At 57.9% G+C, this 13,485-nt stretch carries 9 protein-coding genes; 3 read left to right on the forward strand and 6 right to left on the reverse strand.

What is annotated here, in order from left to right; all coding sequences use genetic code 11:
* Positions 1 to 93: 93 nt before the first annotated feature.
* Both IGS75_RS09450 and IGS75_RS09455 read right to left on the reverse strand, forming a co-directional pair.
* A complete protein-coding gene (locus tag IGS75_RS09450) occupies positions 94 to 1,464 on the reverse strand; it encodes a glycosyltransferase family 4 protein (protein WP_202256682.1) in 1,371 nt (456 codons plus the stop codon).
* A complete protein-coding gene (locus IGS75_RS09455; RefSeq protein ID WP_202256683.1) occupies positions 1,461 to 2,936 on the reverse strand; it encodes a glycosyltransferase family 4 protein in 1,476 nt (491 codons plus the stop codon). Before IGS75_RS09455 ends, IGS75_RS09450 begins: the two co-directional genes overlap by 4 nt.
* 427 nt (positions 2,937 to 3,363) lie before the next feature.
* Between IGS75_RS09455 and IGS75_RS09460 the strand changes: the two genes are divergently transcribed.
* Positions 3,364 to 5,334: a glycosyltransferase family protein gene (locus tag IGS75_RS09460; RefSeq protein ID WP_202256684.1), complete on the forward strand. Its 1,971-nt coding sequence runs from the start codon at positions 3,364 to 3,366 to the stop codon at positions 5,332 to 5,334.
* A gap of 425 nt (positions 5,335 to 5,759) precedes the next feature.
* Here the strand turns inward: IGS75_RS09460 and IGS75_RS09465 are convergent, their stop codons facing one another.
* From IGS75_RS09465 to IGS75_RS09475, 3 genes are all read right to left on the reverse strand, one after another.
* Positions 5,760 to 6,668 (reverse strand): GDP-mannose 4,6-dehydratase, encoded by a 909-nt coding sequence (locus IGS75_RS09465; RefSeq protein WP_202256685.1) that lies wholly within the window; start codon positions 6,666 to 6,668, stop codon positions 5,760 to 5,762.
* A gap of 12 nt (positions 6,669 to 6,680) precedes the next feature.
* Positions 6,681 to 7,664, reverse strand: a complete 984-nt coding sequence (gmd, locus tag IGS75_RS09470) for a GDP-mannose 4,6-dehydratase (protein WP_202256686.1) — start codon at positions 7,662 to 7,664, stop codon at positions 6,681 to 6,683.
* Between the two features lie 465 nt (positions 7,665 to 8,129).
* Positions 8,130 to 9,893 carry a putative bifunctional diguanylate cyclase/phosphodiesterase gene (locus IGS75_RS09475; RefSeq protein WP_202256687.1) on the reverse strand — a complete coding sequence of 588 codons (1,764 nt, stop codon included), beginning with the start codon at positions 9,891 to 9,893 and terminating at the stop codon, positions 8,130 to 8,132.
* 118 nt (positions 9,894 to 10,011) lie between these two features.
* Here IGS75_RS09475 and IGS75_RS09480 point away from each other — a divergent pair, with 118 nt between their 5' ends.
* Entirely contained in the window at positions 10,012 to 11,094 is a 1,083-nt protein-coding gene (locus IGS75_RS09480) for a glycosyltransferase family 4 protein (RefSeq protein WP_237468752.1), read from the forward strand.
* Positions 11,095 to 11,096: 2 nt separating this feature from the next.
* Here IGS75_RS09480 and IGS75_RS09485 read toward each other — a convergent pair whose 3' ends face one another.
* Positions 11,097 to 12,095 carry an aldo/keto reductase gene (locus IGS75_RS09485; RefSeq protein WP_141349552.1) on the reverse strand — a complete coding sequence of 333 codons (999 nt, stop codon included), beginning with the start codon at positions 12,093 to 12,095 and terminating at the stop codon, positions 11,097 to 11,099.
* A 51-nt stretch (positions 12,096 to 12,146) separates the two neighbouring features.
* Here IGS75_RS09485 and IGS75_RS09490 point away from each other — a divergent pair, with 51 nt between their 5' ends.
* Positions 12,147 to 13,478 (forward strand): O-antigen ligase family protein, encoded by a 1,332-nt coding sequence (locus IGS75_RS09490; protein WP_237468753.1) that lies wholly within the window; start codon positions 12,147 to 12,149, stop codon positions 13,476 to 13,478.
* Positions 13,479 to 13,485 lie beyond the last annotated feature (7 nt).

The following is a 13,485-nucleotide window of genomic DNA, read 5'->3' on the forward strand; positions in this document are numbered from 1 at the left end:
GCCCGCGACATGCTGGACCAGAGGTTCCTGCATGTGCGTGATCCGCCGCCCTAACTCAAGTCCCTTAGCGTGAAACTTTCACGCGCGGGAAGTTCAGAGAACCCTGTCGAGAATTGCCCTGGCGCTGTCTTCCCAGGGTACAGGCTGGAATTCGGCCCGGACTTTTGCCGTCCACGCCGCCAGTCCCTCAGGATCTTCGATCGTCTCGCGGATCACTGTATAAGCCTCATCAAGGCTGTAAGGGCTGAAATATCGCCCGAGCGATCCGCCGGCCTCGGGAATGGAGGTCGTGTTGGACACCACGCACGGGCGCCCCATGGAGAGGCTCTCTGTCACGGGCAGCCCCCAGCCCTCAAAGAAGGATGGGAAAACAGAGAAGCTGCAATCCGCATAAAGGCGACGCAGGTCTTCGTCCGTGGGGTTCCGGATGAACCGGATCTTGCCGTTCAGCCAGTCCGCGTTTTCAAGCTGCTGCATGAAATCGGAAACAAGCCAGCCTTCCCGCCCTGCAAAAACAAGGGTCGGTACTCGGTCAGCCGGCATCTCTTCCAGCATCCGCCGCCAGACCCGGAAGAGAAGGGCATGGTTCTTGCGGGCCTCAATGGTCGAAACAAACAGCACATAAGGCTCACGCACCAACGCTTCCGCACTCATGCTTCCATCGGACAGACCAAACCCGGTCCCCAGGGGAATAGGGTGAACAGGAATATTCGTGCCGATGTCCTGTTCCGAAAGATACGTCCGTACGTCTTTTGCCGTGGCATGGCTGATGGCGAAAAGTGTATCCGCGAGAGGCAGGATGTCCTGATGCCAGGCGCGGAACGTCGTGATGATGCCGCGGTTGCACCATTCCGGACATCGGATGGGAACCAGGTCGTACATGAGCAACGCGTAGGACAGTCGCAGATCATCGCGTAGCCATCTGACGGTCTGGCTGTAACTGGCGTGGTGCCAGGGGGAGCCTAGGGTCAGGAAGACATCGCCGGGGCGAGCGACATCTGCAAGTTGTGTGCCTTCCGAGAAGGTTGTGAGTTTCGGTCGGGCGTGACGCGCGTCGAGGCGGCTCCTGAGAGCTTTCAGACCCAGCCGTACGAATGTGTGGGGAAGGCCGGCGAGACCTTTAAGGATCCGGCTCTCCGTCCGCAGGAAAGCAGAGAGTGTGTCTTCCGGCGCAACCTGTTCGAGTGCCTGGACTGTCAGGGGCGGTGCATTGACCGAGGACGCTCCGGGTTTGACGCTACTGTTGGTAGCCTCGCGGAACACGGTTTCGACCATGGTCCAGTCGACGGTTCTGAAATCCCGGGCATCGCTGGCACCCGATCCACGGCGCACGAACTGGACGTCATGGCCGGCAAGGTTGCGCAGGGCCGATCCAATTTCGAACACGACGCGCTGAATGCCGCTTGGCCGGCTGTGATGCAGCAGGTGATGCAGCAGATCGTCGATGTCGATCCACAGGGTCATGATGTCTGTCCGTTCATACGGCCCATCAGATGGGCGGAATGGCAGGCGTCCAGGATCGCATCTGCGCTACGTTCCCAGGGGACGGGTCTGAACTGTTCACGGACCTCGTCCTGCCATTTTTTCAGGCCGGGCCTATCCTCGATTGTTTCCCGGACGACACGATAGGCTTCGTCGAGGTCTTCGGGGTTGAAGTACCGCGTCAGCGGTCCGCCGGCTTCGGGAATGGAGGTCGTGTTCGACGCAATGCAGGGACGTCCGTTGACGAGGCTCTCGGTCACGGGCAGTCCCCAGCCTTCATAAAGGGACGGGAAGATCGTGAACATGCAGCCATCGTACAGGTGGCCCAGTTCCTCATCTGACGGGTCACGGAGAAGACGGATTTTCCCCCGCAACCACTCGGTATTTTCGAGCTGTTGCATGAGGTCGGAGACGAGCCATCCGACCCGGCCCGCAAAGACGAGGGTCGGAACCTGATCCCGCGGCAGGTTCGTTACGAGACGGCGCCAGATGCGGAATGCCAGCATGTGGTTCTTGCGGGCTTCAAGGGTGGACACGAACAGCACATAACTGTCTTTTGCGGGAAGGCCCTTGGGACGTTCGTTTCCGATCCTGCGGGGCGGCCCGAAGCCGCTGCCGATCGGGATGGTCTGTACGGGCGCCAGCAGTTTCAGGCGCTGTTTGCGGGCGTAATCTTCTACGGTCTCGGCCGTGGAATGGCTGATCGCCAGAAGGCGACCGCACTGGGGAAGAGTGGTGTCGAGCCAGTGCCGGAAATCCCGTATCAGGGAAATTGCGCACCATTCGGGCCGGACGGCAGGAATGAGATCATAAAGCAGAAGAACAGGCTGGATGCCGTAGGTTTTGCGCATCCGGGCCAGGCGTTCGCCGAAATCGGGCTCCGACCATGCTGCACCGAGGATTAGGAAGATATCACCGGGTTTTGGAGCGTCGGCCGAAGCGGCTGCGGGCGTAGTTGGGGACAGGGGAGCCTGTACTGTGTTGCGCGGCGGGGCGGCCCGCTGGAACTTCGTACGGGCGTAACGGCGTAAGAGTTGCAGGGCTCTGAGCTGATTGACGGCGAGGTTCAGGAGCGGACGTGCCAGTTCGGGCGGCAGGCTCTCGATGCGCCGGATAATGGCATGACGCAGACGGCGCATCAGAGAGTGGGATGGCGTATGCGCAGCGCTGCGCCCCTCTGTGTGAGTGGGCGTTGCGTCGTCGGTGTGGGTAGAAAAAAGCGTGTTCAGCGCGTCAAAGGAAACAGGAGAAAGGAGAGAACCTGTCTCGGGAATGGCACCTGTGTTCCGACGGGTAAGAACGATACGGCCGATATCCGATTTCGCGGCAGCTTGCTGGCGGATGACGCTGAGTATTTCGAACACAAGACGCTGGATGCCGCTGGGGCGGGTGTTGTTTTCGAAATACCGGAAGATATCTTCGACATCGATCCAGATGGTGTAGTCTTTGGTCATGTGTCAGAACTGGCTTCGCTATTGCCGACGAAATCATCGGTCTTTCAAAGATCTATAATGCGGTATTGTAGAATAATCATCGCCTTGTGGGCAAGGGGTGGGCATAACGTTGCAGGTCAGTGAATAGTTTTCTTAAATATTCGATATGATACATTTCATAAAATTTGCGACATGTTTCCGACATAGTTTGTTTTTTCTGGAAATATATTCAGTCTTCCTAAGAATTTTCTGAGGTATTTGTCTGGAAAAGCTCTTTAGGGCAAAAGATCGGGGCTTATTTTTCGCGGCTCCGTAACCATGGTTCCGTAAGTTTCCGCATTTTGTCCCTCGGGAACATGGTCGTCTTCGAAGCAGGCTCGTTTTTTTTTAAACCGTTCCTTAAGACGGTTAAAAAAAGAAACGGATGTTTGCCGATGATTGCTGCCTCGTGAAAGCTGCCACAAAGAGACGCATCAGTGCGTTCGCAGTCTATTTTGCACTTTCTGCCTTACTGCTCGTCAAAGGGTTTTCCCTGCGTCACCACCTGATTGGTGTGGGGGGCGATGTGGAGTCCTTTGCCTGGATGCTTTACTGGTGGCCCTGGGCTATCGGGCACGGCATCAATCCGTTTGTGACGGATCTGGCGTGGAATGGCCTGGGCTATAACCTGACCTGGGCAACCGCACTGCCGACTTTCGGGCTTCTCCTTGCGCCTCTGACGTGGCTGGGTGGCCCAGTTCTGACGACCAATCTTGTAGCTGTACTGGCCCCCGCCTGTGCGGCTTTCGCGGCTTTCGTTTTGCTGCAGTCTGTGACCAGGCGTTGGGGGCCGGCGTTTCTGGGAGGGCTGGTCTTCGGGTTTTCGCCGTATGAGATGGGGCAGTCGCTTGGTCATCTCAATCTGACGAGCATCGCACTGGTGCCGGTCTGTCTGCTTTTGTGCAAAGCCTATCTCGATCGAACGATTACAAGGCTTCGCTTTGTTGCAGCGCTGTCGATGACGGCTTTGCTCCAGCTCGGCATCTCTACGGAAGTTCTGTTTACTTCCGCTGTTATGGGGGGCGTGACCTGGTGCGTGTTTGTGGCGACTGCGTCGGGCAAGGCACGACACATTTATTTTCTTCTGGCGCGTGACGTCGTGCTGGCCGGGATTGTAACGATTACTTTTGCATCGCCTTTTTTATTCTATCTGATCAAAGGCATGAAGGTCGTGCCGGGGCAGCTGAATGATGCAGATTTCTATTCTGCGGACATTCTCAATTTTCTGGTTCCCACGCCGGTGACGCTTCCCGGTGGGACGTTGTTCAGTTCGATCTCCGATCAGTTTACGGGGAATATCAGTGAGCAGGACGCCTACATCGGGTTGCCGTTTTTTCTTTTGGCCGTCTATTTTTCAACCATAGCATTCCGGAGTTCGCTGCTGGTGAAGCGGTGTGTGCTGGTGTTCTGGATTTCCGTTCTTTTCTCGCTGGGCGGTGTTCTCCACGTCGGGAATGACGTTGCCCATGTCCCCTTGCCATGGCGTCTCGTGGATTGTTTGCCAGTTGTGAGTTCGGTGCTGCCCGTCAGATTTGCGATGTTTACCAGTCTGGCTCTGGCTGTCCTGTGTGCAGTGTTTCTCGCGCAACGTGCGACAGTGGGCCGTTATGGCGTTGTTCTATGCGGGCTTCTGTTCCTGCTTCCCGCTCCGGCAGCGCAGGGTTGGGAAGCGACGACGTCCAGTCCGTTTTTCACCGAGGCCAGTATAAAGCGTCATTTCGGCGACGATCCTGTTCTGGTTGTTCTGCCCTTCGGATATCTGGGGCATTCCATGGCTTGGCAACTCCAGTCCGACTACGCCTTCCGGCAGACGGGCGGATATCTTGGCTATACTCCGACCAGTGAGCGTAACGACGCTGTTCTTTCAGGTTTTCTGAATAACGTCATACCGCCACATTTTGATGAACAACTGGGTGTTTACTGCGTCGATCATCATGCGACGGCCATTGTCATCGGGCCCGGTACCAAGGGCATATTGAGACAGGCGCTCCTCAAGACACATTGGCCGGCTGAACGGGATGGAGACATGATCATCGTCCGGGTCCCGCCGCGCGAGACGCTGCCGCTCTTTCGTATTTCGGGAGATTACTGGCCAAGCCCCGCTGAAGTGAACTGGATGGGACAGCAGGTCGTGGTCGAGACGGGTGTTGTGCCGGAACGGATCGAAATTGGCCGGCCTTATTCCGTTTCTTCGCCCGGAGTGGCGGTCTCTACAAACGATATTATACGACATATTAGCTTTCAGCCTGGAGAGAAGGCTGTGTTTGATCTCCCTGCGAATAGCAGGACGACCATCCGAGCAGATAAGGTATTTGTTCCCGCAAAGGAGGGAATCAATACGGATCAGCGGGCCCTTTCTCTCCTGATTGGTCGGCGCTGATGCTGCATGAGGGGGCGTTCTGGGATGCCGGGAAGATGGCCGCCGATGAAATCCAGCCTCTGTCTGGGAGCTTTCTTCGGTTGGTAGTTTTTATTCCGAGTGCGATTTTGATTATCTCATGAACTGGGTGTTCGACAGTATTTGATAATATTTATTTCTGGAAAATACTGACCTATGCGTCCTTAGGTGATTATCGAAAAATACCGGAGGACGAGTATGGATCGCAAACCCGGACTAGGGATGTTTCTTGATTTGATGGAGCGGTGGAAACTATGCCCTGACTGGTGCCTCATGTTCGGGGATCAGTCTTCCGATAAACGGTCGCTCACGCGGCGGGTGTGGAAGGCCTTACTGTGGGGACTGCATCGCCCGCATAACTGATCGCTTCAAGAGAGGGTTTTGGACTGCCTGCGTTCCCTTGAGGATCAGGTTGTCGTCTTCCGCATGCAGTCTTCATAGATATCACGCAGGGTGTCTTCCCATGCGATCTGTCGTCTCCACCCCAAGGTCGAGGTGATGAGTGTCGCATCGCCTCGGGCAACCGGGATATCCGAGGGGCGTAACCTGTCAGGATCCGTGACGATTTCGGCGTTGATGCCGCTGATGGTCAGAAGATCGTCCAAAATTGAGCGAATGGAACGCGTCTCGCCAGAGCACACATTCAAGATTGTGCCCGGCGTTAGAGGCTTATGCGCTGTGAAGACATCAAGATAGGCGTTGCACACATCGCGGACATCGAGAAAGTCGCGCTGGGCGTCCAGATTGCCGACGCTGATTTCCGGTTTCTGGAGCCCTTTTGCGATACGCGCGATCTGGGATGCAAAGGCTGGAACCACGAAATCGGGAGACTGGCCGGGGCCGGTATGGTTGAACGGACGCATCCGGATGACCCGCAGGCCCTCTTTGGCAATTGCTCCCAGGGCCAGATCGGCAGCAGCCTTGGTCGCGGCATACGTATTGCCCGGGGCGAGGGGCGCACTCTCGGTCAGGGCCGTCCCGCGCTGGAACGTAGTGCCATAAGCTTCTGCCGTAGAGGCGAAAAGGAAGGTGCTGTGTGGAACATGCCGCAGCATGGCGCGTGCGACATTGAGCGTTCCGTGCAAATTGACGTCCCAGGCATGGTCCGGAGATTTCCGGGCCGCACCAATGGTCGAAACGGCGGCGAGATGGATGCAGTGATCCGGTTTTTCGGCTGCAATGACCTTCTCAACAGCCTGCGTATCCCGGATATCCGGGATGGCAGCTAAAATCTCGCTGCCGGGGAAGCGTCTCCGCACCTGGTGTTGCAGATGCTGCCCGACAAAACCCCTTAGCCCCGTTATGAGAAGGCGCATACGACCGTCCGCTTAAAGGCCGCTGCGTTTGCGGTGGCGGGCCAGATCAGCTTCCACCATCTCGGTGATCATCTCTTCCAGCGTGGTTTCCGGCTCCCAGCCGAGAGCTTTTTTCGCTTTGCTGGCATCGCCCAGAAGAACCTCGACTTCTGCTGGTCGCAGGAAGGCCGGGTTGGTGACAACGTGATCTTCGTAATTCAGGCCAGCCGAAGAGAAGGCGATACGGCACAGGTCGCGGATGCTTGTGGTGCGGCCCGTTGCGATGACGTAGTCATCCGGAACATCCTGCTGGAGCATCAGATACATGGCACGGACGTAATCCCGCGCATGTCCCCAGTCCCTGGTAGCATCCAGATTGCCCAGGGCCAGTTCTTTTGCCAAGCCGAGCTTGATACGGGCGACGCCGTCCGTAACCTTGCGGGTTACGAATTCGATGCCCCGCAGCGGGCTTTCATGATTGAACAGGATGCCGGAGGAGGCATGCATCCCGAAGCTCTCGCGGTAATTTACGGTCATCCAGTGCGCGTAAAGCTTGGCGGCGGCATACGGAGAGCGCGGATAGAACGGCGTTTTTTCGTTCTGTACCGGTTCCTGGATCAGGCCATACATTTCAGAGGAAGATGCCTGATAGAAGCGGGCATCGCTTTTGACGATGCGGGCCGCTTCCAGCATGTTGACAGTTCCCATGCCGGTTACATTTCCGGTCAGCAGAGGTTGCTGCCAGGATGCAGCGACAAAGCTCTGGGCAGCAAGATTGTAGATTTCGTCAGGTTTGACGGTTTCCACAATGCGAATGAGCGAGGACAGGTCGGTCATATTGCCGTCAAGCAGCTCAACATCATCAAGAATGCCGAGCCAGCGAAGACGCTCGCCGATGACATCCGCGGAAGCTGAACGGCGCAGGAGGCCTACGACCCGGTAGCCTTTTCCAAGAAGAAGCTGACTGAGATAGGCGCCGTCTTGGCCAGTGATTCCTGTAATGAGAGCTGTAGGCATGCTTTTCCCAGTCCGGCTTGATGACAATCTGTGCCCACCATACGGGCTCGTAGGGTTTCAGGGGTTAACCTTCCGTATCACAGTGGTCAATGTTTGAGTGGGGGCCTGCGGAGACACTCGGTAACAGAAATAGGGACTGTCTTTTGCAAATCATTAAGAGGTGTCTGTGGGGACGGAAATATGCTCACATTGTCGCAGCTAAGGGGCTACTGGAGACCCTCTCGACAGCTCAGAAGTGTCCTGGTTACAGTATGTAGCAAAATATCTGAATGGAAAGATGATGGCATCTTACAGGAAACCTGAGAGGTCTTCGTTTCATATTCCTGCGGAGTCACAGGATGCTCGCTTTTCTGCAGGAGAGGGCAAGTCAGCGCTATCGGCTGTTGAGAAGTATCGCCTGCTGCGTGAAACGCGGCGTGTGCTCAGGCGCGAGCGTCTCGCCGCTGAGAGGAAGGTCGACCTGCGTTAAGAGGCAGATGCCGAGGTGCTGATGCTCGAGCCGGACATGACGGGAATCTCAGTCATTCCAGGATAGGCTGACAGCTTGGCGAGGGGGGCAGGGCGCCCCATCAGAAAGCCTTGTGCCGTGCTGCAGGAAGTGTGCCGCAACATGTCGAGTTGGGCAGCGGTTTCGACGCCTTCGGCAATGACTTCCATCGACATGGCGTGCCCCAGTGTCATGATGGCGCTGACGATGCTTTGGGTTTGCGGGTCGTTCAGCATGTCCCGGATGAATGAGCGGTCGATCTTGATCCTGTCGAAGGGGAAGCTGCGCAGGTAATTGAGGCTTGAAAACCCGATACCGAAATCGTCCATGACGATTTTCACGCCGAGAGCACGGATTTTGCTCATGGTTTCCAGATTGCGCTGCACAGCCTCGAGAAAGATGCTTTCCGTCAGTTCGAGTTCGAGCCGCTCTGCCGCCAGTCCTGTCTGGAGCAGGGTCTGGATTACGGCGGCGTACATGTCGTCGTGAAGGAACTGGATGGCGGAAATATTGACGGCAACCCTGACGTGCGAGGGCAGTTTACTGACCTGGGTACAGGCTTCGAGCAGTACCCATCGGCCGATTGAGACGATCAGGCCGCTTTCTTCCGCAACGGGAATGAAATCGTTGGGAGGAATGACACCTCTTATGGGGTGCTGCCAGCGCAGAAGTGCTTCAACGCATTCGATCCGGTTTGTTCTGAGGGAGATCAGGGGCTGGAATTCTAGGAAAAACTGGTTTGTCTCAAGTGCTCGTTGCAGATCGTGTTCCAGCTCCGAGCGATGATGGACATCGGCCTGCATGAGGGGGGTGAAGTTGATCCAGTCCGGCGACTGAAGGCGTCGTGCTTCGTTCAGGGCCAGTTCTGCGTAGTGGTAGGCAGTTTCGAAACGATAGGTGTCGAACGGGATGAGGCAGCACCCGATGCTGGCCGTCAGATGGATCCTGTGTCCGTCTATCGAAAGGGTGGCGTAGAAAATATCCCGGACGATCTGGGCCCAGCGCGTTGCCTGGCCCGGGTGTTCGTAAGGGAAGGGGCAGAAAATACCGAAATCGTCGTTGCCCAGTTGTGCGACGATGCACTTTTCGGTCAGGAAGGCCCGAAGACGTTTCCCGATTTCGCTGAGAACGTTATCGGCGATGCAGGTGCCATAACGCCCACTAATGATACGGAAACGATTGATGTTGGCTCGCAGGAGGATCCCTGCGGGCTGCCGCGTTGTTTCGTTGCCGAAAAACGCGTTTACGGCTTTCCCGAACTCTTCCTGACCGCATAATCCCGTGTCACTCTCCGCAGACAGGCTGCGGAATGTGGTCAGGCACGGGGGAAACGTGACGGCCAGGGCCAGGCAATCCAGGTCATTGCGTCGCAAGGGTATCAGCCGGAATTCGACCTGGAAACTCCGTCCTTCCAGTGTTCGGAGGGTACCGGGACGGTAACTGTTATCCGGTGGGGCTGTCAGGGCTCCGGGCAGGATATCGCGGATGGAGGGAAAGTTCTGGAGATCGGTTCCGACGCAGGAGAGAAGGGGTCTGTTGGCCTCGATGACCCGGTCCTGGTGGAGGATGGCCAATCCTTCGCTGGAGGCATCGGCGAGATGATGGATAGGAAACAGCGCCGTGATGTTTTCTCGTGATGTGCTGTCCTGTGTCTTTTCCCAGGGCGCAGTCGTCGGAAGGGTGGCGTCCGCACGGGGTGGAGCTCCTTCCTGGCTGATCCTCTGGGAAATATGCACAATCATTTCTGTCCCTCTGTCTCTCCAGAAGATGGCCCAGCTTCTATTAAGAAACTGGAAATGTCAGACAGTCATAAACTGATCAAACTGCAACAAAATGTTTCTAAACGAGGATCCGGCCATCATGCAGCACCCCGTCCTGACCATTCTGCCGCCGCGGGAGCGTTATGAGGCGGGTCATGCGGGGGCGATTTCCCTTCTTGTCAGCCGGAAAGCACAGTTTTCGGATGTGGTGGCAGGGGTTGGACGGATCGGTATGCCTTTGCCCGGCGGGCAATACAGGCCGTTAATTCTGCCCCGGGTTCCGCTCTTGCGGAATTGGCGTCTGCGTCTCGCCTGTGTGGCGATGATGCGGTTTTGTCGCCCGGCTTTGACGGAAATTCACAATCGGCCTGATCTGGCGCGTTTTCTGGCCCGGTTCGGGCCTGTCAGGCTGATTCTTCATAATGATCCCTGCACCATGCGCGGCGCGCGCTCTGTCCGGCAGAGGGAAGATCTTGCCCAGCATGTTCTAGTCTGCGGCGTTTCGGACTGGGTGACCAAGCGTTTTTGTGAAGGATGCGCGCCGCTCAGGACGGAGGTGCAGCCTAACTGTATCGACCTGTCCGTATTGCCGACGGCCGGTCTGCGGCAGAAGGTGGTGCTGTTCGCGGGGCGGGTTGTGGCGGACAAGGGGGTAGATGCATTTGTCCGAGCCTGGGGGGCAATCCGGACGCAGTATCCGGGGTGGCGGGCTGTCATTATGGGTGCCGACCGTTTTGGACCCGATTCACCGGAAACACCATTTCTGGAAAAGCTGCGGCTTCAGGCTGCCGCTGCGGGGGTCATGATGACGGGGTACCGGCCTCATGATGATGTGCTGGAGGCGATGGCCGGGGCGGCTGTCGTGGTGGTGCCCAGTCGCTGGGAAGAGCCTTTTGGCATGACTGCGCTGGAAGCCATGGGGTGTGGCGCGGCAGTTGTTGCGTCACCCGTGGGTGCGCTGCCTGACCTGGTGGGAGATGCGGCCTTGCTCGCAGCGCCAGACGAAGCCGGGGCGCTGGAGCAGGCTTTGAGCCGTCTGATGGACGACGAGGGTCTCAGAACCTGGCTGGGCGAACAGGGGCGCAAACGGGCAGCGCTGTTCGATGTTGCTGCTGCCCGTGTCCGGCAGGAAGAACTGCGGCAGGCGGCGATTGCATTCGCGCGTCGCCCACAGCAGCTTTGAGGTTAGTCCCGTGCCGGGGGTGCCATGAAGGTCGGGTCGATGGGGTTGGGGACATGCCGGGCCAGAATATCGTCCACGGCTTTCTTTTCCTCGTCGGTCAGGGACCAGCCGAAGACGTCCTTCACGCCTGAGACCTGACCCGGTTTGCGGGCACCCCACAGGGCGATGATCGGGCCTTGATCGAGAAGCCAGCGAACGGCGAAGGCCATTACCGACTTGCCGCGCTTTTCGGCAAGCTTTTCGAACTCGTCGACGGCTGCGAGGTATTTCTCGAAATTCGGCTTCTGAAACTTCGGATCGTTTGAGCGCAGGTCATCTTTCGGAAAGGTCGTGTCGCGGTTCATCTTGCCTGTCAGCAGGCCGCGGCAGAGGGCGCCGTAAGCGAGAACGACGGCATTGTGCTTTTCGGCGTAGGGAAGGATGTCCTTTTCGATGGTGCGCTCGAAGAGGTTTAGCGGGGGCTGGATCGTGGCGAGAGGAGCGACTTCGCGGAAAATGTCCATCTGTTCGGGCGAAAAATTGCTCACGCCGAGGGCGCGGATCTTGCCTTCCTGATGGAGCTTCTGGAGTTCACGGGCGCTCTCGTCGATCGGTGTCTTGTCGTCGGGCCAGTGGATCTGCTCGAGGTCAATCGTTTCCACGCGCAGACGGCGGAGCGAGTCTTCGACCTCCTTACGAATGCGGGCCGGGCGTGAATCCCGGAAGACCTTCATGTTCTTTTCGTCTTCGCCAACCCAGTGCAGGCCGAGCTTGGTAGCGACATGCGCCTTGTGGGGCTTCTCGGCCAGCGCGCGGCCAACGATTTCCTCGGAATGACCGAAGCCGTAGACCGGGGCAGTGTCGATCAGGTTGATGCCTTCGTCGATGGCAGCATGGATGGTGCGGACACCGTTGTCATCATCGGGGCCGCCCCACATCCAGCCACCGATGGCCCAGGTGCCTAGGGCGACGCGGGACAGAGGCGTATCGATGCCGGGGATGCGGATGGTGTCGGATGCCATGAGTGTCTCCACTTGAAATAGACAGTAACGAAAAAGCGCTTCGGACTGTAAGTGGTTGCATGGCAGCAGGAAACCTTCCATCCACGCCAGATGCGTTTCTCTCCTTCTGTCCTGACCCGGATCGGCCGCTGGGCCGCCGTAGTACTGCCTCTGACCCTGACGCATGTGCGTGTGGCGGGTGAAGCCGATCTTGATCTTCTGGCCGTGCTGCTTCTGCTACATTCGTCTCTGACCGGGCGACGTCAGGGCGGATGGGACTGGTTCCGGGAGCCTTGGGTTATCACCACGTTCTGCTGGTGGGGCTGGCAGGTGTTGTGCACGCTGTGGGCGTCACCGGGGCACGGGGCGCTGGTTCAGTCCCTGCTGGCGATCCGGTTCCCGCTTGCCGCCGCTGCTTTGGGCTGCTGGTTGCTGAAGGATGCGCTCTGGCGTCGGCGTGTGTTGTGGCTGACCTGTGCGTGCGCGATCTATATCGCGTTTCAGATGCTGGTCCAGGCTGTGTTCGGGCGCAATCTGTTCGGGATTCCGCGCTTTCATGACGGAACACTGACCGGACCCTATGCGCATCCACGGGCTGCGGCACCTCTGTCCCGCTTGATTTTACCACTGCTGATGGTCGGGTGCGCGGCGGCGGAAGGGGCGCGGAGCCGTCTGATGCGGACATTGGGGCTTTGTGCGGCCACGGTTCTGGCGGTCGGTATCATGGTTCTGGCCGGGCAGCGGATGCCGCTTGCGCTGTCTCTGCTGGGGATTGGTGTCTGTGCGTTGCTGTACCGGCCGATGCGTCCGGCGGCACTGGCTGCGGCCGCGATGCTCCCGGTTTTAGTGCTGGTGGCTCGGGTATTTTCGCCGGGCAGCTTCTTCCATCTCGTGACGCTGGCACGGCAGCAACTCACGCATTTCGGTCAGTCGCCCTATGGTGAAATCTATACCCATGCTGTCGTGATGGCGCAGGCGCACCCTTGGATCGGGCAGGGTTATGATGCCTACCGGCATTACTGTGCTACGCCCTCCACCTTTCATGGAATTGCGGGTCTGTCTGATACCATGCCGGACCAGGGATGGCTGTCCCTTTGTGTGCAGCATCCGCACAACCATTACCTTCAGGCGCTGGTCAATGCCGGAGTGCCGGGGCTTATCCTGTTCGTGTTGATGATTGCGACCTGGTTGAAGGCGATTTGGCCGGGACGGAATGGCGCGGCCATTTCGATCGGCCTGTTTGCCGCTGTGTTCATTCAGGAATGGCCGATCGCGTCCTCGTCGGACTTCCTGAACCTGCCCCTGAGCGGTTGGGGTTTCCTGCTTCTGGGGCTGGCGCTGGCCTATCGGACATTCCGGGGTGGGGACGGGTTTCAAGCGGACAGGGACCGGCCTATATCGTAAGGCAGAT

This window comes from Gluconobacter sphaericus, assembly GCF_016757795.1.
GTDB lineage: Bacteria > Pseudomonadota > Alphaproteobacteria > Acetobacterales > Acetobacteraceae > Gluconobacter > Gluconobacter sphaericus.

Coding starts and splice junctions, on each gene's coding strand:
- gmd (WP_202256686.1), bottom strand. CDS start 7,664: ATGCCTACAGCTCTCATTACAGGAATCACTGGCCAAGACGGCGCCTAT.
- IGS75_RS09450 (WP_202256682.1), bottom strand. CDS start 1,464: ATGACCCTGTGGATCGACATCGACGATCTGCTGCATCACCTGCTGCAT.
- IGS75_RS09480 (WP_237468752.1), top strand. CDS start 10,012: ATGCAGCACCCCGTCCTGACCATTCTGCCGCCGCGGGAGCGTTATGAG.
- IGS75_RS09485 (WP_141349552.1), bottom strand. CDS start 12,095: ATGGCATCCGACACCATCCGCATCCCCGGCATCGATACGCCTCTGTCC.
- IGS75_RS09475 (WP_202256687.1), bottom strand. CDS start 9,893: ATGATTGTGCATATTTCCCAGAGGATCAGCCAGGAAGGAGCTCCACCC.
- IGS75_RS09465 (WP_202256685.1), bottom strand. CDS start 6,668: ATGCGCCTTCTCATAACGGGGCTAAGGGGTTTTGTCGGGCAGCATCTG.
- IGS75_RS09455 (WP_202256683.1), bottom strand. CDS start 2,936: ATGACCAAAGACTACACCATCTGGATCGATGTCGAAGATATCTTCCGG.